18 protein-coding genes are annotated in these 20,090 nt (G+C 60.3%); 14 read left to right on the top strand and 4 right to left on the bottom strand.

Going from position 1 to position 20,090, the window contains the following annotated elements; genetic code table 11:
• Nucleotides 1–28 precede the first annotated feature (28 nt).
• From PMI22_RS16160 to PMI22_RS16170, 3 genes are all read left to right on the top strand, one after another.
• Entirely contained in the window at nt 29–694 is a 666-nt protein-coding gene (locus PMI22_RS16160) for a fumarylacetoacetate hydrolase family protein (RefSeq protein ID WP_007945571.1), read from the top strand.
• Nucleotides 695–946: 252 nt separating this feature from the next.
• Nucleotides 947–1,876: an SdiA-regulated domain-containing protein gene (locus tag PMI22_RS16165; RefSeq protein ID WP_007945570.1), complete on the top strand. Its 930-nt coding sequence runs from the start codon at nt 947–949 to the stop codon at nt 1,874–1,876.
• Nucleotides 1,877–1,981: 105 nt separating this feature from the next.
• Complete coding sequence (locus PMI22_RS16170) at nt 1,982–2,899, top strand: SdiA-regulated domain-containing protein (protein ID WP_007945569.1); 918 nt, start codon at nt 1,982–1,984, stop codon at nt 2,897–2,899.
• Nucleotides 2,900–3,056: 157 nt separating this feature from the next.
• Here PMI22_RS16170 and rpiA read toward each other — a convergent pair whose 3' ends face one another.
• On the bottom strand, nt 3,057–3,731 hold the full coding sequence (gene rpiA, locus PMI22_RS16175; RefSeq protein ID WP_007945567.1) for a ribose-5-phosphate isomerase RpiA: 675 nt from the start codon (nt 3,729–3,731) through the stop codon (nt 3,057–3,059).
• Between the two features lie 145 nt (nt 3,732–3,876).
• On the opposite strand from rpiA, the gene ilvA reads away from it, so the two are divergent.
• Nucleotides 3,877–5,391, top strand: a complete 1,515-nt coding sequence (gene ilvA, locus PMI22_RS16180; RefSeq protein WP_007945566.1) for a threonine ammonia-lyase, biosynthetic — start codon at nt 3,877–3,879, stop codon at nt 5,389–5,391.
• Nucleotides 5,392–5,430: 39 nt separating this feature from the next.
• Nucleotides 5,431–5,856, top strand: coding sequence for a DUF2269 family protein (locus tag PMI22_RS16185; protein ID WP_007945564.1), 426 nt, complete (start codon nt 5,431–5,433; stop codon nt 5,854–5,856).
• A gap of 117 nt (nt 5,857–5,973) precedes the next feature.
• Here the strand turns inward: PMI22_RS16185 and PMI22_RS16190 are convergent, their stop codons facing one another.
• Nucleotides 5,974–6,630, bottom strand: coding sequence for an HAD family hydrolase (locus tag PMI22_RS16190; protein WP_007945563.1), 657 nt, complete (start codon nt 6,628–6,630; stop codon nt 5,974–5,976).
• A 143-nt stretch (nt 6,631–6,773) separates the two neighbouring features.
• On the opposite strand from PMI22_RS16190, the gene PMI22_RS16195 reads away from it, so the two are divergent.
• Nucleotides 6,774–7,253, top strand: a complete 480-nt coding sequence (locus PMI22_RS16195) for an RNA pyrophosphohydrolase (RefSeq protein WP_007945562.1) — start codon at nt 6,774–6,776, stop codon at nt 7,251–7,253.
• Between the two features lie 22 nt (nt 7,254–7,275).
• The gene (gene ptsP / locus PMI22_RS16200; protein WP_007945561.1) at nt 7,276–9,555 is read left to right on the top strand and encodes a phosphoenolpyruvate--protein phosphotransferase; all 2,280 of its coding nucleotides are present in this window, start codon (nt 7,276–7,278) and stop codon (nt 9,553–9,555) included.
• A gap of 114 nt (nt 9,556–9,669) precedes the next feature.
• Here ptsP and PMI22_RS16205 read toward each other — a convergent pair whose 3' ends face one another.
• Nucleotides 9,670–10,416: an NRDE family protein gene (locus tag PMI22_RS16205; RefSeq protein ID WP_007945560.1), complete on the bottom strand. Its 747-nt coding sequence runs from the start codon at nt 10,414–10,416 to the stop codon at nt 9,670–9,672.
• 133 nt (nt 10,417–10,549) lie between these two features.
• Between PMI22_RS16205 and PMI22_RS16210 the strand changes: the two genes are divergently transcribed.
• The 3 genes from PMI22_RS16210 to PMI22_RS16220 all read left to right on the top strand — a co-directional run bounded on the left by PMI22_RS16210 (nt 10,550) and on the right by PMI22_RS16220 (nt 13,238).
• Complete coding sequence (locus tag PMI22_RS16210) at nt 10,550–11,332, top strand: sulfite exporter TauE/SafE family protein (protein WP_007945559.1); 783 nt, start codon at nt 10,550–10,552, stop codon at nt 11,330–11,332.
• A gap of 80 nt (nt 11,333–11,412) precedes the next feature.
• Nucleotides 11,413–12,219 carry a prolipoprotein diacylglyceryl transferase gene (lgt, locus tag PMI22_RS16215; RefSeq protein WP_007945558.1) on the top strand — a complete coding sequence of 269 codons (807 nt, stop codon included), beginning with the start codon at nt 11,413–11,415 and terminating at the stop codon, nt 12,217–12,219.
• Nucleotides 12,220–12,266: 47 nt separating this feature from the next.
• Nucleotides 12,267–13,238, top strand: coding sequence for a thymidylate synthase (locus tag PMI22_RS16220; RefSeq protein WP_007945556.1), 972 nt, complete (start codon nt 12,267–12,269; stop codon nt 13,236–13,238).
• A 126-nt stretch (nt 13,239–13,364) separates the two neighbouring features.
• On the opposite strand, the gene cadR is transcribed toward PMI22_RS16220, so the two are convergent.
• Entirely contained in the window at nt 13,365–13,814 is a 450-nt protein-coding gene (gene cadR, locus PMI22_RS16225; protein WP_007945555.1) for a Cd(II)/Pb(II)-responsive transcriptional regulator, read from the bottom strand.
• A gap of 85 nt (nt 13,815–13,899) precedes the next feature.
• Here cadR and PMI22_RS16230 point away from each other — a divergent pair, with 85 nt between their 5' ends.
• The 4 genes from PMI22_RS16230 to PMI22_RS16245 all read left to right on the top strand — a co-directional run bounded on the left by PMI22_RS16230 (nt 13,900) and on the right by PMI22_RS16245 (nt 20,063).
• Nucleotides 13,900–16,161, top strand: coding sequence for a heavy metal translocating P-type ATPase (locus PMI22_RS16230; RefSeq protein WP_007945554.1), 2,262 nt, complete (start codon nt 13,900–13,902; stop codon nt 16,159–16,161).
• A gap of 16 nt (nt 16,162–16,177) precedes the next feature.
• Nucleotides 16,178–17,041: a LysR family transcriptional regulator gene (locus tag PMI22_RS16235; RefSeq protein ID WP_007945553.1), complete on the top strand. Its 864-nt coding sequence runs from the start codon at nt 16,178–16,180 to the stop codon at nt 17,039–17,041.
• Nucleotides 17,042–17,262: 221 nt separating this feature from the next.
• Nucleotides 17,263–18,339, top strand: a complete 1,077-nt coding sequence (locus PMI22_RS16240) for a putative 2-aminoethylphosphonate ABC transporter ATP-binding protein (protein ID WP_007945552.1) — start codon at nt 17,263–17,265, stop codon at nt 18,337–18,339.
• Nucleotides 18,339–20,063 carry a putative 2-aminoethylphosphonate ABC transporter permease subunit gene (locus PMI22_RS16245; protein WP_007945551.1) on the top strand — a complete coding sequence of 575 codons (1,725 nt, stop codon included), beginning with the start codon at nt 18,339–18,341 and terminating at the stop codon, nt 20,061–20,063. Before PMI22_RS16240 ends, PMI22_RS16245 begins: the two co-directional genes overlap by 1 nt.
• Nucleotides 20,064–20,090 lie beyond the last annotated feature (27 nt).

Genomic DNA, 20,090 nt, shown 5'->3' with positions numbered 1-20,090 from the left:
TGTTAAGAGCACGAACCAGGAGTCGGTAATGAGCTATCAGCACCAGTATGTCGACGGTACGCGTATTCATTTCCCGTTGGGGAAAGTGGTGTGCATCGGCCGCAACTACGCCGAACACGCCAAGGAACTGGACAACCCGGTGCCTACCGAACCGCTGCTGTTTATCAAGCCGGGCAGTTGCGTGGTGCCGCTGGAAGGTGGTTTTGCCATTCCAACCGAGCGCGGCTCGGTGCATTACGAAGCGGAAATCGCGGTGTTGATCGGCAAGCCGTTGTCGACCAAGCCAAGCCGCGAAGAAGTGCTGGATGCGATCTCCGGTTTCGCCCCGGCGCTGGACCTGACGCTGCGTGACAAGCAGGCCGAGCTGAAATCCAAAGGCTTGCCATGGGAAATCGCCAAGTCTTTCGACGGCGCGGCGGTGATCGCCCCGTTCGTGTCCGGCAGCACCTTTGCTGACCTGACCGACATCGGCATCCGCCTGACCATCAACGGTGAAGTGCGTCAGGATGGCAACAGCAGCGCGATGCTCAACCCGATCGTGCCGATGATCCAGCACATGGCCGGTTGCTTCTCGCTGCAGGCCGGCGACGTAATCCTGACCGGCACGCCGGTGGGTGTTGGTCCGTTGAATGTCGGTGATGAGCTGGTGATCGAACTGCCAGGCGCAAGCCGCTTCACCAGCAGCGTGCGCTGATTTACCCAGGTGATCGTTCCCACGCTCTGCGTGGGAATGCCGCCATGGACGCTCTGCGTCCATTTTTGGATGTGACGCGGAGCGTCACGGGATGCATTCCCACGCAGAGCGTGGGAACGATCATGGTTCAGGTAGTCCCGCCATTTCCCGTTTTTTTCACATTTTCTCTGGATAATTCCGGCGCTTGCGGCGTCTGAGCCGGTCCCAATTATGCTATTACCCCTAGCCTGAATTTCTGGAACGCATCCCTTAATGGCCACCCCACCGCTGCCTGCTTTCAAAACTGCCCGCCGTTCGCGCTTCGCCTTGCGTTGGTATTCCTGGCTGTTACTGGTTGCTGCCATTGCCTACGGCGTTGCCTTTGCGATGCATTGGGATGACCGCGGCCTGCTCTGGTTACATGAGCGTTTCGAAAGCCAGGCCGAGCGTCAGGCCAGCGTCTGGTTGCCGGATTACCGGGCAGTGATCGATGCCAAGCTGCTGCCGGGCATGGAAAAGGACGAAGCCTCGGACCTGTCTTACGATCCGCAAACCAAAACCCTGTTTTCGGTGATGGGTAAAAATCCGTTCCTGGTCGAGTTGTCGTTGCAGGGCGAGGTGTTGCGCAAGATGCCACTGGTGGGCTGGAGCAACCCCGAAGGCGTGACCGTGCTGGGCAATGGCCTGCTGGCCATTGTTGATGAGCGTGAGCACATCCTGTCCATCGTCAAGGTCGATGCCGACACTCGCGAGCTGAACATCGCCGACTTTCCGAAATACGACCTCGGCCCTTCGAAGGACCAGAACAAGGCCTTCGAAGCGATTGTCTATGACCCGCGCAATCAGCAGATCCTGCTCGGCGAGGAGCGCCCGCCAGCGTTGTTCAGCTGGAAAAGCGACGGTAGCCCGATGTTAAAGGGCGACAAGCAGAAACTGCTCAGTGACAAACTGGACATGCGTAATCTGTCGGCCCTGGCCATCGATCCGCGTACCGGCCACACCCTGGCGCTGTCTGCCGACTCCCACTTGTTGTTGGAGCTGAACGAGAAGGGCGAGCAGGTCAGCTTCATGACCTTGCTCAGCGGCTTTAATGGCCTGAAGAAAACCATTCCACGGGCCGAAGGCGTGACCATGGACGAAGCGGGCAACTTGTACATGGTCAGTGAGCCGAATCTGTTCTATCGCTTCGAAAAGCAGAATTAGGCCGCAACAATCGCGCAGTTGTCGTCGAAAGCCACTGGCCATTAAGCTTGAATTCATACAGGCGTGATATTTCATCCGCCTGTTTTTGTTTTCGAGCTTGCCTGAATGCGCCGACTTGCCCGTCCCAAACCCCTCGTTTTGATTCTGTCGGTGATTGCGCTGATCGTGCTGGTAGCCGTCGCCCAATACATGCGCCTGTTCGAACGGGCCTGGTTCAATCTCTATACCCTTTGGCAACCGCAGAGCAGTGTATCCATCGGCCTGGATCAATATCGGGTGGACATCGAAGCACGGGTGATCGACGGGCTGGACGATAACGTCTCGGCGCTGACGTTCGATCCGGTGCGCAAAAGCCTGTTCACCGTCACCAACAAAAACTCCGAGCTGATCGAGCTGTCCCTGGAGGGCAAGATCTTGCGGCGTGTGGCGTTGATTGGCTTCGGCGACCCGGAGGCGGTGGAATTTATCAGTCCCGACACCTACGTCATCACGGATGAGAGCGAGCAGCGACTGATCAAGATTCATCTGGAGCAGGACACCACCTTCCTCGATGGGGCGGACGCCGAGCAGATGACCCTTGGCGTACACGTGGCCCGTAACAAAGGATTTGAAGGGTTGGCTTACGATTCGGTGGGCAAGCGCTTGTTCGTTGCCAAGGAGCGCGATCCGATGCTGATCTACGAAGTGAAGGGCTTCCCCCATTACAACCCGGAGAAGTCCTACACCGTACACGTGGTGAACAACCCCAGGCGCGACGCCGGGATGTTCGTGCGAGACCTGTCGAGTCTGCAATACGACGAGCGCAGCGGCCATTTGCTGGCGCTGTCTGACGAGTCGCGGTTGATTCTGGAGCTGGATGTGGATGGGCGCCCGTTGAGCACAATGTCACTAAGAAAAGGGCGCCAGGGCCTGCAAAAGACCGTGCCGCAGGCGGAAGGCATCGCCATGGATGACGATGGCACGATGTACCTCGTCAGCGAGCCGAACCTGTTCTACGTCTTCAAAAAACCCACACAACCTTGACCCATGATCGGTGCCATACGCAGATAGTGGGTTCACCGCAAAACCACTGTGGGAGCGAGCCTGCTCGCGATAGCGGTCTGCCATTCAACATCTCTGTCGACTGACACGACCCCATCGCGAGCAGGCTCGCTCCCACAGGTTTTGTGTTGTATATGGTTTATTTGGCGCGCAGGGTTTTTACGCCTTCGCCGGTGCCCAACAACAGTAGATCCGCCGGGCGTGCCGCGAACAGACCGTTGGTGACCACGCCAACAATCGCGTTGATCTGGCTTTCCAGTTCGACCGGGTTGGTGATCTGCATGTTGAACACGTCGAGGATGATGTTGCCGTTGTCGGTCAGCACGCCTTCGCGATAAACCGGGTCGCCGCCCAGCTTCACCAGCTCGCGGGCTACGTGGCTGCGGGCCATCGGGATCACTTCGACCGGCAGCGGAAACTCGCCGAGCACCGGCACCAGTTTGCTGGCATCGGCGATGCAGATGAAAGTCTTGGCCACGGCGGCGACAATCTTCTCGCGGGTCAGGGCTGCGCCGCCGCCCTTGATCAGGTTCAGGTGTTCGTCGCTTTCATCGGCACCGTCGACGTAGAACTCCAGGTCGCTGACGGTGTTCAGCTCATACACCGGAATGCCGTGGCCCTTGAGGCGAGCGGCAGTGGCTTCGGAGCTGGCGACCGCGCCGTCGAACGCGCCTTTGTGCTTGGCCAGGGCGTCAATGAAGCAGTTGGCAGTGGAACCGGTGCCGACCCCGACGATGCTCTTGTCGTCGAGTTTCGGGAGGATGAAGTCGACGGCGGCCTGAGCCACTGCCTGTTTGAGTTGATCCTGGTTCATGCGGGCTCCGAGATGCCGGGGAGGGAACGAAAGGCCGGCATTATAGCCCTAAGCGGGGCTAAAACCGCTGTATTCGTGTGGTCGTACAGCTGAAAGCCGGGTTAGACTCCTTGGCCCTGCCCAACCCGCTCAGTGATGCTTTCCGATGCTCGAACAGTACGTCAAAAAGATCCTCACCTCGCGCGTTTATGACGTTGCCGTAGAAACCCCATTGCAGACTGCCCGCCAGCTCTCCGAGCGGCTGGGCAACAGTATCTGGCTCAAGCGCGAAGACTTGCAGCCCGTGTTCTCGTTCAAGATTCGCGGCGCTTACAACAAGCTGACTCAGTTGAGCGATGAAGAACGCGCTCGCGGCGTTGTAACGGCTTCGGCTGGCAATCATGCGCAAGGCTTGGCCCTGGCGGCGAAAGTATTGGGCGTGAAAGCGACCATCGTCATGCCCAAGACCACCCCGGAAATCAAAGTCGAAGGCGTGCGCTCACGCGGCGGCAAAGTGGTGCTGCACGGGGATTCGTTCCCGGAGGCTTTGGCCTACTCGCTGAAACTGGTCGACGAAAAAGGCTACGTCTACATTCACCCTTACGACGATCCCCACACCATTGCCGGGCAGGGCACGGTGGCGATGGAGATTCTGCGCCAGCACCCGGGGCGTCTGGATGCGATTTTCGTTCCGGTGGGCGGCGGCGGGCTGATCGCCGGCATCGCGGCCTATGTGAAATACCTGCGCCCGGAAATCAAGATCATCGGCGTCGAGCCGGACGATTCCAACTGCCTGCAAGCCGCCATGGCGGCAGGCGAGCGCGTGGTTTTACCGACCGTGGGCCTCTTCGCTGACGGCGTTGCGGTGGCGCAGATCGGCCAGCACACTTTCGACATCTGCAAAGAATATGTGGATGAAGTGATCACTGTCAGCACTGACGAGATCTGTGCGGCAATCAAGGATATCTACGACGATACCCGCTCGATCACTGAACCGGCCGGCGCGCTGGGTGTGGCCGGGATCAAGAAATACGTCGAACAACACGGCGTCACCGGTCACACCTTTGTGGCCATCGACTCCGGCGCCAATGTCAACTTCGACCGATTGCGCCACGTCGCCGAACGCGCCGAGCTGGGTGAGGGGCGCGAGGCAATCATCGCCGTGACCATTCCCGAGAAGCCGGGCAGCTTCAAGGCGTTCTGCGAGGCCATCGGCAAGCGCCAGATCACTGAATTCAACTACCGCTACAACACCGGCAGCGAAGCGCACATCTTCGTGGGCGTGCAGACGCACCCCGAAACCGATCCGCGCAGTGCGCTACTGGCGAGCCTGACCGAACAAGGCTTCCCGGTGCTGGACCTGACCGACAACGAACTGGCCAAACTGCACATCCGCCACATGGTCGGCGGTCGTGCGGCCCACGTGGTCGATGAAGTGATCCTGCGCTTCGAATTCCCGGAGCGTCCGGGTGCGCTGTTCAACTTCCTCAATAAGTTGGGCGGGCGCTGGAACATCTCAATGTTCCACTACCGCAACCATGGCGCTGCGGATGGTCGAGTCGTCGCGGGCCTGCAAGTGCCACATGACGAACGTCATCTGGTGCCGGCAGCGCTGGAAGAAATCGGTTACCCATACTGGGACGAAAGCGACAATCCGGCCTATCAGCTGTTTCTTGGCTGAGTGGCTACGCTGATGGGCAGGTCATAAGGAAATCGGACAATGGAAACGTTAACGGCCCTGAAAGCGGCGCACATGCTTGCAACGGTGGTGTTGCTGATCGGCGCGCTGGGCCTGGGGATCTGGGTCTGGCGCACGCGGCGCAATGGCGACGCGACGGCGACGAGCCGTACCTTGCAGCGACCGCGAGTGTTTATCTGGCTGTTGATGGGCCTGGCGCTGCTGAGCCTGCCGTTCACGGGTTGGTGGATGGTGCATCTGGTGGGCTGGTCTTTGGGGCAGACGTGGTTGCTGGCTTCGAGTGTGCTTTATACGGTGGCGGCGCTGGCGTGGTTCTGGCTGTTGGTGCGCCTGAATAAGCTGCGCAAGGCACCGGCGGGCGTGGGTAAATTTACCTTCGCCTTGGCGTTGTTCAGTTTTGTCTGCTTTATCGCTATTGCTGGGTTGATGGGTGCCAAGCCTGTTTAGCGCGGAATCTGTAGCAGCTGCCGAGGTACGAGGCTGCGATGGGGTGCGAAGCGGCCCCATGGGCGGTTCTGCTGACCGCAACGCAGCCTCGTGCCTCGGCAGCTGCTACAGGCGATATCAGTCGCGCAGACTAATCACCGGCCAGCCACGTTTCTCGGCTTCAGCGCGCAGATTTTGATCAGGATCGACCGCTACCGCATGTGTAACCTGCTCCAACAACGGCAGATCATTCATCGAGTCGCTATAGAAATAGCTGTCCTCCAGCGAGTACCCCGTCTCTTCCAGCCAACGATTCAATCGCGTCACCTTGCCTTCCCGGAAGCACGGAACATCGGTACTGCGCCCGGTATATCGACCATCGACCATTTCGCACTCGGTGGCAATCAAGGTCTCAACACCCAGGCGCTGGGCAATCGGTCCGGTCACAAAGCGGTTGGTCGCGGTGATGATCACCAGTTTGTCGCCGGCTTCGCGGTGTTTGGCCAGTAATTCGATGGCTTGCGGCAACACAATCGGCTCGATGCAATCACGCATGTAATCGAGGTGCCATTGATCCAGCACGGCCATCTCGGTACGGCCGAGGACTTCCAGGCAGAAGTTCAGGTAAGCGTCGTTATCCAGCTTGCCAGCCAGGTAGTCCTGATAAAACTCGTCGTTGCGTGCCTTGTAGGCAACGGCGTCGAGAAAGCCGCGCTCACACAGGTAATCGCCCCAGGCGTGGTCACTGTCGCCGCCCAGAAGAGTGTTGTCCAAGTCGAATAAAGCCAGGCGCATTGCAGTTACTCGCTGAAAAGTCTGTAGAAAGGCGCCCAGAATACGGACTTTTCACAAGAGTGCACATAAGGTCGGTCGGCGCGTTGCTGCTTTCACAACCTTTGTGGAACAATGCGGCGACATGCGTTTGCGAGGTTGTTGCCGTGATCGACCCCGATGGTTTCCGCCCCAATGTCGGGATCATTCTCACGAATGATGCCGGACAGGTGCTATGGGCTCGCCGTATCAATCAAGACGCGTGGCAGTTTCCTCAGGGTGGGATCAACCCCCAGGAGACGCCGGAAGACGCCTTGTACCGCGAGTTGAATGAAGAAGTGGGTCTTGAGCGCGAAGATGTTGAAATTCTCGCCTGCACCCGGGGCTGGTTGCGCTATCGTTTGCCGCAACGTCTGGTCCGTACCCACAGCCAACCGCTGTGCATCGGCCAGAAACAGAAATGGTTTCTCCTGCGCCTGATCTCCAACGAGCAGCGGGTGCGGATGGATTTGACCGGTAAACCGGAATTCGATGGCTGGCGCTGGGTCAGCTATTGGTATCCGTTGGGCCAGGTGGTGACATTCAAGCGCGAGGTGTATCGACGCGCTCTCAAAGAGCTTGCCCCGCGCCTTTTAACGCGCGACTGACGACGGAGTTCGACCCCGAGCCATGCTCAATACGCTGCGCAAGATCGTCCAGGAAGTTAACTCCGCCAAGGATCTCAAGGCGGCGTTGGGGATTATTGTGTTGCGCGTCAAAGAGGCCATGGGCAGCCAGGTCTGCTCGGTCTACCTGCTGGACCCTGAGACCAACCGCTTCGTGCTGATGGCCACCGAGGGCTTGAACAAGCGCTCGATCGGCAAAGTCAGCATGGCACCCAATGAAGGTCTCGTCGGCCTGGTCGGCACGCGTGAAGAACCCCTGAACCTCGAAAACGCCGCGGATCACCCGCGCTACCGTTACTTTGCCGAGACCGGTGAAGAGCGCTACGCCTCCTTCCTCGGGGCGCCAATCATTCACCACCGTCGCGTCGTCGGCGTGTTGGTCATTCAGCAAAAAGAACGCCGCCAGTTCGATGAAGGCGAAGAAGCCTTCCTCGTGACCATGAGCGCGCAGCTCGCCGGCGTAATCGCCCACGCCGAAGCCACCGGTTCGATCCGGGGCCTGGGTCGTCAGGGCAAGGGCATTCAGGAAGCCAAGTTCGTCGGCGTCCCGGGTTCGCCGGGTGCGGCGGTCGGTACGGCAGTGGTCATGCTGCCTCCCGCCGATCTGGACGTGGTGCCGGACAAGACCATCGTCGACATCGAAGCTGAGCTCGGGCTGTTCAAGACCGCCATCGAGGGCGTGCGCGCCGACATGCGCGCGTTGTCGACCAAGCTCGCTACGCAGTTGCGCCCGGAAGAGCGCGCCTTGTTCGACGTCTACCTGATGATGCTCGACGATGCCGCGCTGGGCAACGAAGTCACCACCGTGATCAAGACCGGTCAGTGGGCCCAGGGCGCATTGCGTCAGGTGGTCACCGATCACGTCAACCGTTTCGAATTGATGGACGACGCCTACCTGCGTGAGCGCGCCTCGGACGTCAAAGACCTCGGTCGCCGCTTGCTCGCCTATTTGCAGGAAGAGCGTCAGCAAACCCTGGTATATCCCGACAACACCATTCTGGTCAGCGAAGAACTGACGCCGGCGATGCTCGGCGAGGTTCCCGAAGGCAAGCTGGTTGGCCTGGTATCGGTACTCGGTTCCGGCAACTCCCATGTGGCCATCCTGGCGCGCGCCATGGGTATCCCGACGGTGATGGGCCTGGTCGACTTGCCGTATTCGAAAGTCGACGGCATCCAGATGATCGTCGACGGCTACCACGGCGAGGTCTACACCAACCCGAGCGAAGTGCTGCGCAAGCAGTTCGCCGAAGTGGTCGAGGAAGAAAAACAACTGGCCCTCGGGCTGGATGCACTGCGCGATTTGCCGTGCGTGACCCTTGATGGCCACCGCATGCCGTTGTGGGTCAACACCGGCCTGCTGGCAGACGTGGCGCGGGCGCAGAAGCGCGGCGCTGAAGGGGTGGGTCTGTACCGCACCGAAGTGCCGTTCATGATCAACCAGAGGTTTCCGAGCGAAAAGGAGCAGTTGGCGATCTACCGCGAGCAGCTCGCCGCGTTCCACCCGCAGCCGGTCACCATGCGCAGCCTGGACATCGGCGGCGACAAGGCGTTGTCTTACTTCCCGATCAAGGAAGACAACCCGTTCCTCGGCTGGCGCGGGATTCGCGTCACCCTCGACCACCCGGAAATTTTCCTGGTCCAGACCCGCGCCATGCTCAAGGCCAGCGAAGGCTTGAACAACCTGCGGATTCTGCTGCCGATGATCTCCGGCACCCACGAACTCGAAGAAGCCCTGCACCTGATCCACCGGGCCTGGGGCGAAGTCCGCGACGAAGGCACCGACGTGCCGATGCCGCCGATTGGCGTGATGATCGAGATTCCGGCGGCGGTGTATCAGACCAAGGAGCTGGCGCGGCAAGTGGACTTCCTGTCGGTCGGCTCCAACGACCTGACCCAGTACCTGCTGGCCGTGGACCGTAACAACCCACGGGTGGCCGACCTTTACGACTACCTGCACCCGGCGGTGCTTCAGGCGTTGCAGAACGTGGTGCGTGACGCCCATGCCGAAGGCAAGCCTGTAAGCATCTGCGGTGAAATGGCCGGTGACCCGGCAGCGGCGGTGTTGTTGATGGCGATGGGTTTTGACAGCCTGTCGATGAACGCCACCAACCTGCCAAAAGTGAAGTGGATGCTGCGTCAGATCAACCTGAGCAAGGCCAAGGATTTGCTCGCGGAACTGATGACCATCGACAACCCGCAAGTTATCCACAGCTCGCTGCAACTGGCGCTGAAGAATCTTGGGTTGGCGCGGATGATCAACCCGGCTTCGGTCAAAACCCTCTAAACCAGCACTGGCCTCATCGCGAGCAGGCTCGCTCCCACAGGGGATATGTGTCGATCACAAATCCAATGTGGGAGCGAGCCTGCTCGCGATGGGGCCAGTCCAGACAACACAAAACTAAACCCTGATCTCCACTTCCCCTAAATGCCCGCCATACGGCCCGAAACTCCTTTCGACCATATGCCGCGTCCCGTCCGCCTGAACAATCAACGCCGTACTCGCCCGTGTCCCATAACTCTGGCTGGCGATAAACACACTCGACAACAACGTCTCGGTGGCCAGCCCAACCCCGGTGTCTGGCAGTTCGGCAAACGGCGCCGCCTGAGAGTCCGCCAGTAACGCCAGCAAAGCCTGAGGCTGTGGATCCCCCAGCACTTCTTCCAGCGCCGCCCGCGCCTTGAGCAATTTGGGCCACGGTGTATTCAGCCCTGCATTCGACAGCCCATAAACCCCGGGTGCCAGCATCACTGCCTCGGACTCCCGCGCATTGAAATGCCACAGCTCGTTGGCATTGCCGATCAACAAATTAAACCCGGCATATTCCAGCGAACGTGCGACAACGTCGTTCAAATAGTCATCAATCGGTTGGTCGCCCAACAAATATCCAGCCACCAGCTCCCCCCGCGATTTGCGCGACGGCGGTTGATGCGGGTCACGGATGTTGGTCAATGCGGCGAAGCGCCCGTTGGCACCGATGCCGAGCCAGGTGCCGCCGGCTTCCTGGTCGCGGCCGGCATACACCTGTGGCGCTTCGGGCCATTGCGCCAGCGGCAGGCTCGGGCGGGCATAGAATTCGTCGCGGTTGGCGGCCACGATCAGGGGCTGGGCGTTGCCGGGCCGCCAGGCGAAGACAATCAGGCACATAAGGTGGTCCTTGTGTGTTTTTTGCCCACTCTACGCAGACATCGCGCGGGTATCCATCGCCATCCAGTGGAGCCCGAGGCCATGCATCCGTTACCATGCCGCTCCGGTTTTGGGTGAAGAGTAGGATGCAGGCATGGAATTTCTGCTCTATCTGGCGCTGGGCGCCTGCGCAGGCGTGTTGGCCGGGCTGTTCGGGGTGGGTGGCGGGATCATCATCGTCCCCGTGTTGGTATTCAGTTTCACTTTGCAGGGCTTTGACACGTCGATCCTGACCCACTTGGCGGTCGGCACGTCCCTGGCGACGATTATCTTTACGTCGATCAACGCTGTCCGCGAACACCAACGTCGTGGTGCGGTGCGTTGGCCGATTTTCGTCTGGATGACCGTTGGTATTCTGATCGGCGCCGGTTTCGGCGCGCTGACGGCCGAAGCGATCTCCGGCCCGAACTTGCAAAAGATCATTGGCGTATTCGCCCTGGTCATCGCCGCGCAACTGGCGCTGGATGTCAAACCTAAAGCCAGCCGAACGGTACCGGGCAAACTCGGTCTGACCGTGGCCGGCAGCGTGATTGGCTGGGCCTCGGCGATTTTCGGGATTGGCGGTGGCTCATTGACCGTGCCGTTTCTGACCTGGCGCAGTGTGCCGATGCAGCAAGCGGTGGCCACCTCATCGGCCTGCGGTCTGCCCATCGCATTGGCCAGTGCATTAAGTTTCATGATTCTGGGCTGGCACGATCCATTGTTGCCGGCCCATAGTCTCGGTTTTGTTTATTTGCCGGCGCTGTTGGGCATTGCCCTGACCAGCATGGTCTTCGCCCGCTTCGGTGCGCGACTGGCTCACAGGCTGTCGCCGAAGTTGCTGAAAAGACTGTTTGCCGCTTTGCTGTTCTGCGTTGGCCTGAATTTCTTGTTCTGACGCACAGCGCAATCCTGGCTTAATCCTGAGGTGGCAGCGTCGCCCGGGAATTTTGGTTTCAACTCTAACGAGGAGTCGCAATGCTGCCTTACCCGCAGATCGATCCGGTGGCCCTGGCCATCGGTCCGCTGAAAATCCACTGGTACGGTTTGATGTACCTGATCGGCATTGGCGGCGCCTGGCTGCTGGCGTCCCGCCGGTTGAACCGGTTCGACCCGACCTGGACCAAAGAGAAACTCTCCGACATGGTCTTCTGGATGTCGATGGGCGTCATTGTCGGCGGCCGTCTGGGTTATGTGCTGTTCTACGATCTGCACGCCTACCTGGCGAGCCCGGCGCTGATTTTCGAAGTGTGGAAGGGCGGTATGTCGTTCCACGGCGGCTTCATCGGCGTAATGCTGGCGGCGCTGTGGTTTGGTAAAAAGAACAACAAGTCGTTCTTCCAGCTGATGGACTTCGTCGCGCCCATGGTGCCGATTGGCCTGGGTGCCGGACGCATTGGTAACTTCATCAACGCCGAGTTGTGGGGCAAGGCCACTGACGTGCCATGGGCGATGGTCTTCCCGACCGATCCGGCACAGCTGGCGCGTCATCCGTCGCAGCTGTATCAGTTCGCGCTCGAAGGCGTGGCGCTGTTCGCCATTCTCTGGCTATTTTCGCGCAAGCCGCGGCCAACCATGGCGGTGTCCGGGATGTTTGCGCTGTTCTATGGCATCTTCCGCTTCATCGTCGAATTCGTTCGCGTACCGGATGCGCAACTGGGCTATCTGGCCTGGAACTGGCTGACCATGGGCCAAGTGCTCTGCGTACCGATGATCGTCGGCGGGCTGTTCCTGATCTGGCTGGCGTATCACCGCGCCCCGGCGGCACCCGCGACGGCAGTATAAATTCGATCCCGGGGCTTGGGCCCCGGGTTCAAGGACACAGGTAACTCATGAAGCAATATCTCGAACTGGTCGCCCACGTCATCAAGAACGGCACCAAGCAAGCCAACCGCACTGGCGTGAACACCATCAGCTTTCCCGGCGCGATGCTGCGGTATGACCTGAAGGAAGGGTTCCCGGCGATCACCACCCGCAAGATGGCCTTTAAATCGGCCATCGGAGAGATGTGTGGTTTTCTGCGTGGGGTAAACAACGCCGCCGAATTCCGTGCGCTGGGCTGCAAGGTCTGGGATCAGAACGCCAACGAAAATGCCCAATGGCTGGCCAACCCGTTCCGCCAGGGCGAAGACGACCTCGGCGAGATCTACGGCGTGCAATGGCGCAAGTGGCCGGCGTACAAGCAGATCCCGGTCAGCAACCAGGCCGCCATCGAGCAGACGCTGAGCCAGGGCTACCGCCAGATCGCGGAAGGCGAAGAAGATGGTCAGGCTTATGTGGTGCTGTACAAGGCGATTGACCAGATCCGTCAGTGCGTCGACACCATCATCAAGGACCCGGGCAGCCGCCGCATCCTGTTCCACGGCTGGAACGTCGCCCAGCTCGATGAAATGGCTTTGCCACCGTGCCACCTGCTGTACCAGTTCCACCCGAATGTCGAGACCAAGGAAATTTCCCTGACCCTTTACATCCGCTCCAACGACCTGGGCCTGGGCACGCCGTTCAACCTCACCGAAGGCGCCGCACTGCTGAGCCTGATCGGTCGCCTGACCGGTTATACGCCGCGCTGGTTCACCTATTTCATCGGTGACGCGCACGTCTACGAAAACCACTTGGACATGCTCAATGAACAGCTCAAGCGCGAGCCGTTCCCGATGCCGAAACTGGTGATCAGTGATCGTGTTCCTGAGTTTGCCAAGACGGGTGTGTATCAGCCGGAGTGGCTGGAGTTGATCGAGCCGGGCGACTTCTCGCTTGAGGGTTATCAGCACCATGCGCCAATGACCGCGCCGATGGCGGTCTAAAAAAACACCGCAAACCTAATGTGGGAGCGAGCCTGCTCGCGAAAGCGGTGGGTCAGTCGACATCAACGTTGATTGACTGACCGCATTCGCGAGCAGGCTCGCTCCCACAGTGGTTATGGGGTGTGCTCAGTGGCCGTGACTGCGGCCGACATGCGAATGCTCAACCTCCGTCGCCACAACCCCGCCACTCACTTCCAGCCGCTGCAAAATCCCGCACTGATCAATCTCCGGCCCTTCGCCACAGCGTTGGCGCAGGTCGAGCAGTTGTGTCTGCAATGCCAGTAACCCATCGATCCGCGCCTTGACATGGTGGATGTGTTCGTCGATCAGCGCATTCACGCTTTCGCACTGATCCTGCGGACTGTCGCGCAAGGCCAACAGGCTGCGGATTTCTTCCAGCGTCATGTCGAGGGTGCGGCAGTTGCGGATGAAGGTCAGGCGTTCGGCGTGGGCCTGGGTGTAGACGCGGTAGTTGCCGTCGCTGCGGGCCGGTTCTGGCAGCAGGTTTTCGCGCTCGTAATAACGGATGGTTTCCACGGCGCAGTCGGTGAGTCGGGCCAGTTCTCCGATCTTCATGACGACAATCTCCCAATAGGTGCTTGACCCTATAGTGGCTACAGGGTCTTTACTTGGCAACAGGCACCTTTATGGACGCGACCTGATGAGCGACTCCCAACACACCCACATCCCTAAGGCTGAGCACGATCACAGCCACAAGCTGCAGCCTGTGCAGAAGCATGAGCATGGCGGCCACGGTGATTCCTGCTGTTCTGCCAAAGTGGCGGCACCGTCGCTGATCAAGTTGAGTGAAACGCCAACGGCCGGTGCACGGCTGAGCAGTTTCCGCATCGACGCGATGGACTGCCCGACCGAGCAGACGCTGATCCAGAACAAACTCGGCAAGCTCGCGGGTGTGCAGCAGCTGGAATTCAACCTGATCAACCGAGTGCTGGGCGTTACCCATGACCTGCCGAGTACTGCGCCGATCATCGAGGCGATCAAGTCGCTGGGCATGGTTGCCGAGCCGCTGGAGCAAGGCGTTGAAGCGCCCGCTCCAGCGCCGGAGAAAAAACCGTGGTGGCCACTGGCGCTGTCCGGCGTGGGGGCGCTGGCTGCCGAAGTGATCCACTTCACTAATGCCGCGCCCAATTGGGTGGTGGCGATCATTGCGCTGGTTTCGATTCTCAGCGGCGGGCTGAGCACGTACAAAAAGGGCTGGATTGCCCTTAAAAACCTCAGCCTGAACATCAACGCGCTGATGAGCATCGCGGTGACCGGCGCGATCCTGATCGGGCAGTGGCCGGAAGCGGCGATGGTGATGTTCCTGTTCACTGTGGCCGAGTTGATCGAGGCCAAATCCCTGGACCGTGCGCGCAATGCTATCAGCGGCTTGATGCAGATGACCCCGGAACAGGCCACGGTGCAGCAAGCCGATGGCCGCTGGGTCGAGCAGGACGTCAACACCATCGAGCTCGGTGCACGGGTGCGGGTACGTCCCGGTGAGCGGATTGGTCTGGACGGTGAAGTCGTGTCCGGTAGCTCAACCATCGATCAGGCGCCGATCACTGGCGAAAGCCTGCCGGTGGAAAAAACGCTCGGAGACAAAGTGTTCGCCGGAACCATCAATCAGGCTGGGTCTCTGGAATTTGCCGTGACCGCCGCGGCCAACAACTCGACGCTGGCGCGGATCATCCATGCCGTCGAACAGGCGCAAGGCGCGCGGGCGCCAACTCAGCGTTTCGTCGACAGCTTCTCGAAAATCTACACGCCAGCAGTGTTCATCCTGGCCCTAGCCGTGGCTGTGATTCCGCCGTTGTTCATGGGCGCCGCCTGGTTCGACTGGATCTACCGTGCGTTGGTGTTACTGGTGGTCGCTTGCCCGTGTGCGCTGGTGATTTCCATTCCGGTAACCATCGTCAGCGGTCTCGCGGCGGCAGCGCGTAAAGGGATTCTGGTGAAGGGCGGCGTCTATCTGGAGGGCGGTTACAAGCTCGATTACCTGGCCCTGGACAAGACCGGGACGATCACTCACGGCAAACCGGTGCAGACCGATTACCTGTCGCTTGATCCAACGGCTGACGAATTGGCCCCGGCGATTGCGGCGGCGCTGGCCGGTCGTTCGGATCACCCGGTGTCGCTCGCCATCGCCAATGCTGCTGTGGATAAACAATCCGCGCCACTCGTTGTGGATAACTTCGAAGCGCTGGCCGGTCGCGGGGTGCGTGGCGACATTAATGGCCAGACTTACCACTTGGGCAATCATCGGCTGGTTGAAGAACTAAGACTCTGCTCGCCGGCACTGGAAGAGAAGCTGTTCGCGCTGGAAAAACAGGGCAAATCTGTGGTGTTGTTGCTCGACAAATCAGGCCCGTTGGCGTTGTTCGCCGTGGCGGACACGGTCAAGGACTCCAGCCGCGAGGCGATCCAGCAATTGCACGAACTGGGCATCAAGACCCTGATGCTTACCGGCGACAACGTCCACACCGCGCAGGCGATTGCCGCGCAAGTCGGCATCGACGAGGCCAAGGGCGACCTGCTGCCAACCGACAAACTGCAAGCCATCGAGGCCCTTTATGCACAGGGCCATCACGTGGGCATGGTGGGCGATGGCATCAACGACGCACCGGCACTGGCCCGGGCCGAAATCGGTTTTGCCATGGCCGCCGCCGGCACCGATACCGCCATCGAAACCGCCGATGTCGCGCTGATGGACGACGATTTGCGCAAGATTCCGGCGTTCATCCGCTTGTCGCGGCAGACCTCCAGCATCCTGAAACAGAACATCGCCCTCGCTTTGGTCATCAAGGCGATCTTTCTTGGGGTAACCTTTGCCGGGATCGCCACCATGTGGATGGCGGTGTTTGCCGACATGGGCGTGAGCCTGTTGGTGGTGTTCAACGGTTTGCGCCTGTTGCGTAAATAAGCGATGAGGAACGGGTGTGCTGAGTGCCGAGTTGAAGGCGTTTTACATGGTGGCCCGCCTGGGCAGCATTACCCTGGCGGCGAAAAAGCTCGGCCTGAGCCAGCCCACGGTGACGACGCAAATCCGCAACCTGGAAAGCCAGTACTCGGTTGAACTGTTCTACCGGGGCGGCCGCCGCCTCAGCCTCAGCGATGAAGGCGCGCGGCTGCTGCCGATGGTCAAGGCGTTGTTACAACAGGAATCCGACATAGAGTTTTTCCTGCGCAACAGTGGTCAGGTCCAGGGCACGTTGCGCATCGCGGCCACGGCGCCGTATTACATCCTTGATCTGGTGAAGACCTTCCGCGAGCGCTTGCCGCAAGTGGAAGTGTCGGTAGAAATCGGCAACTCCCAGCAAGTGCTCGAAGCGCTGGAGGATTATCGGGTCGATGTCGCGGCATCGTCGCAATTGCTCGACGATGCGCGACTGATTCGCCGGGTGCTCGGCAGCGATCCGCTGGTGCTGGCCGTGCATCGCAATCATCCGTTGGCGGTTCATGACCATGTGCCGCTCAGTGCGCTGGCCGGGCATACGTTGTTGATGCGGGAGTCGGGTTCGACCACTCGCCGATTGACCGAAGAGTTGTTGGATAGCGCCGGGGTGAGTTTCGGGCCGTTACTGGAGATTGGCAGCCGTGAATCGATCCGGGAGGCGGTGCTGCGCAACATCGGCATCAGCATCATTGCCCGGCAGGAAGTACCGCACGATCCGCAACTGCGGGTGCTGACCATCGAAAATGCGCCGCAGATTCCTGAGTACCTGTATTGCCTCAAGGAGCGCAAAGGGGCGCGGCTGCCGGCGGCGTTTCTCGGGTTGGCGCAGGAAATGGCCCCGGCCTGATGATCGTTCCCACGCTTTGCGTGGGAATGCAGCCCGGGACGCTCTGCGTCCCAAGAGCCGAACGCGGAGAGTCAGAAGAGGCATTCCCACGCAGAGCGTGGGAACGATCAGCGGTGAACCAAAATCCTCGAATACCACTATCAGCCATTTTTGCCTCACTGCCACATGACGGACTCATTACATCCCTAGGATGGCCTTCATCTGCTTGATGAGGCCTGTCCATGAACCATTCGATCGCAACTGCCCTGACCAACCCCGGTGCCCCGATGAAGGTGCGCGGCGTGCAGAAACGCTTTGGCGCCTTTACCGCGCTGGATAACGTTTCCCTCGACGTGGCGGCGGGGGAGCTGGTGTGCCTGCTGGGCCCGTCGGGTTGTGGCAAAACCACCTTGCTGCGCTGCATTGCCGGTCTGGAAAAGCAGGACAGCGGTGAGTTGTACCTGGGGGATCGTGACGTTTCCCATCTGGCCCCTCAGGCGCGGGACTACGGCATTCTCTTCCAGTCCTACGCGCTGTTCCCCAATCTCACCGTCGAAGCGAACATTGCCTACGGCCTCGCGGGCAGCGGTCGTGACGAAGTGCGCAAGCGTGTCGGTCAGATGCTGGAACTGGTCGGCCTGCTCGGCAGTGAGAAAAAGTACCCCGGCCAACTGTCTGGTGGCCAACAGCAACGCGTCGCCCTGGCGCGGGCCCTGGCACCAGCGCCTTCGTTACTGCTGCTGGACGAACCGATGTCGGCGCTCGACGCCCGGGTTCGCGAGCATCTGTGCACCGAGTTGCGCCAATTGCAGCGCAACCTCGGCATCACCACCCTGATGGTCACGCACAATCAGGACGAGGCCATGCTGATGGCCGACCGCATCGCCGTGATGAACAACGGCAAGGTCGAGCAGTACGCCACACCGCAGGAAATCTACGACCGCCCGGCAACCCCCTTTGTGGCGGAGTTCGTCGGCCAGGGCAACTGGCTGCCGTTCCAGCGCAGCAGCGACAGCCACGCCCAGGTCGGCGGGCTGAACATGCGTCTGGCCGATGGCAGCGCGAAAACTGCGTCGGGCCGTTTGTTCTGCCGCCCGGAAGCGATCAACGTCAACCCGCTGGTGCATGAAGAAAACCTGTTTGCGGCCAAGGTTCGCGAAATCACTTTCCTCGGCAACCGTTGCCGCATGAGTTTCGAACTCGACCAATTGCCGGGTCACCCGTTGTTGGCTGAACTGGCGCCGGAAGCCATGCCGCGCCTCGGCGCCCAGCAGATCATGGTCGCCTTGCCGCCGCGCAGCCTGCAGGTGTTTGCCTGATGAGCGCGAACCTCGCGCTGCCGATACTGCACAAGCAGGTCCGGCAGACCTCCCGCGCTGAAATCGGCGACCGGGTGTTCGTGGTCGGCGGCAAAGTCCTGTTGCTGGTGTTGCTCGGCGTCGCCGTCTTGATGCCATTGCTGGCGATCTTCTGGCGAGGGTTCAGTTCGGAGGCCGGGCAGGGTGGTGGTCTGGTGGCCGCGCGGGAGTTGGTGACCAGCGAGAATTTCCACTGGTTGCTGGGTAACAGCCTCAAGGTTTCCCTCAGTGTCGCGGCGATTGTCGTACCGCTGGCCTATCTGTTTGCCTACGCCCTGCAACGCACATTGATTCCCGGCAAGGGCATCTGGCGCGGGATTTCGCTGCTGCCATTGATGGCGCCGTCGATGCTGCCGGGTATTGCGCTGGTTTACCTGTTCGGCAATCAGGGCCTATTGCGCGGTCTGCTCTCGGACAACATTTACGGCTTCTGGGGCATTGTGCTCGGTGAGGTGATCTACACCTTCCCACATGCCTTGATGATTGTTCTGTCGGCGCTGTCCCTGGCGGATGCGCGACTGTTCGATGCCGCCTCCAGCATGGGCGCCAGCCCTGCCAAAGCCTTCCGCAGCATCACCTGGCCGGCGACCCGTCAAGCTGTGTTCGCCGCGTTCTGCCTGGTGTTCACCCTGACCATCACCGACTTCGGTGTGCCCGTGGTGGTCGGTGGTGACTATCAAGTGCTGGCGCTGGAAGCCTACAAGGCCGTAGTCGGTCAGCAGCAGTTCGGTCGCGGCGCGTTGATCGGCATGGTCCTGTTGTTGCCGGCGCTGTTCAGCTTCGGCGTCGATGCGTGGTTGCGCCGACGTCATGGCGACTCCATGAGCGGCCGTGCCCAAGTGTTCAAACCAGCGGCCTCGAAACTGCGCGACGGCTGCTACCTGGCTATCGTGTTGCTGATCTGCGCGGCGTTGCTGCTGGTGTTTGGCATGGCGGTGTTCTCTTCGCTGGTCAAATTCTGGCCCTACAACCTTTCGTTGTCGCTCAACCATTACCAGTTCAACGACACGGCGGGTGGCGGCTGGCTGGCCTACGGCAACAGCGTGAAGATGGCCCTGTGCACAGCGTTGATCGGCAGCGTGCTGATCTTCACCGGCGCTTACCTGATGGAAAAAACCAAAGCTCAGCGCGGACTGAATCTGAGCTTGCGCATGCTCAGTTTCGTACCGATGGCGGTGCCGGGTCTGGTGCTGGGCCTGGGTTATGTCTTCTTTTTCAACCTCAGCGGCAACCCGTTGCATGTGCTCTACGGGACCATGACCCTGCTGGTGGTCTGCACCATTGCTCACTATTTGACCACCGCGCAGATGACCGCGACCACCGCGTTGCGTCAGCTCGACGCTGAGTTCGAAGCCGCCGCGCTGTCGCTCAAGGCGCCGCTGTATCGGCACTACCTGCGGGTCACCGTGCCGATCTGCCTGCCGGCGTTGCTGGACATCGTGCGCTACCTGTTCGTCTCGGCCATGACCACCGTCTCGGCAGCGATCTTCCTCTACAGCCCCGACACCATCCTCGCGGCGGTGGCGGTGCTGAACATGGATGACGCCGGCAATGTCGGCGGTGCGGCAGCGATGTCGACCCTGATTCTGATCACCTCGGCGGGCGTCTCCCTGCTGCTGGCCTGGGCTTCGCGCGGTTTGTTGCGTCGCTCCCAGGCCTGGCGGCAAACGGCGCCCGGCAATTGATTCGCTGCTCCTAAAACCGAAAGCCCT

Origin of the sequence: Pseudomonas sp. GM21 (assembly GCF_000282215.1) — a bacterium.
Classification (GTDB): domain Bacteria; phylum Pseudomonadota; class Gammaproteobacteria; order Pseudomonadales; family Pseudomonadaceae; genus Aquipseudomonas.
The sequence above is the reverse complement of the archived record's forward strand: the minus strand, read 5'-3'. Positions and strand labels throughout refer to the sequence as shown.

Coding starts and splice junctions, on each gene's coding strand:
- PMI22_RS16160 (WP_007945571.1), top strand. CDS start 29: ATGAGCTATCAGCACCAGTATGTCGACGGTACGCGTATTCATTTCCCG.
- PMI22_RS16165 (WP_007945570.1), top strand. CDS start 947: ATGGCCACCCCACCGCTGCCTGCTTTCAAAACTGCCCGCCGTTCGCGC.
- PMI22_RS16170 (WP_007945569.1), top strand. CDS start 1,982: ATGCGCCGACTTGCCCGTCCCAAACCCCTCGTTTTGATTCTGTCGGTG.
- rpiA (WP_007945567.1), bottom strand. CDS start 3,731: ATGAACCAGGATCAACTCAAACAGGCAGTGGCTCAGGCCGCCGTCGAC.
- ilvA (WP_007945566.1), top strand. CDS start 3,877: ATGCTCGAACAGTACGTCAAAAAGATCCTCACCTCGCGCGTTTATGAC.
- PMI22_RS16185 (WP_007945564.1), top strand. CDS start 5,431: ATGGAAACGTTAACGGCCCTGAAAGCGGCGCACATGCTTGCAACGGTG.
- PMI22_RS16190 (WP_007945563.1), bottom strand. CDS start 6,630: ATGCGCCTGGCTTTATTCGACTTGGACAACACTCTTCTGGGCGGCGAC.
- ptsP (WP_007945561.1), top strand. CDS start 7,276: ATGCTCAATACGCTGCGCAAGATCGTCCAGGAAGTTAACTCCGCCAAG.
- PMI22_RS16205 (WP_007945560.1), bottom strand. CDS start 10,416: ATGTGCCTGATTGTCTTCGCCTGGCGGCCCGGCAACGCCCAGCCCCTG.
- PMI22_RS16210 (WP_007945559.1), top strand. CDS start 10,550: ATGGAATTTCTGCTCTATCTGGCGCTGGGCGCCTGCGCAGGCGTGTTG.
- lgt (WP_007945558.1), top strand. CDS start 11,413: ATGCTGCCTTACCCGCAGATCGATCCGGTGGCCCTGGCCATCGGTCCG.
- PMI22_RS16220 (WP_007945556.1), top strand. CDS start 12,267: ATGAAGCAATATCTCGAACTGGTCGCCCACGTCATCAAGAACGGCACC.
- cadR (WP_007945555.1), bottom strand. CDS start 13,814: ATGAAGATCGGAGAACTGGCCCGACTCACCGACTGCGCCGTGGAAACC.
- PMI22_RS16230 (WP_007945554.1), top strand. CDS start 13,900: ATGAGCGACTCCCAACACACCCACATCCCTAAGGCTGAGCACGATCAC.
- PMI22_RS16240 (WP_007945552.1), top strand. CDS start 17,263: ATGAACCATTCGATCGCAACTGCCCTGACCAACCCCGGTGCCCCGATG.
- PMI22_RS16245 (WP_007945551.1), top strand. CDS start 18,339: ATGAGCGCGAACCTCGCGCTGCCGATACTGCACAAGCAGGTCCGGCAG.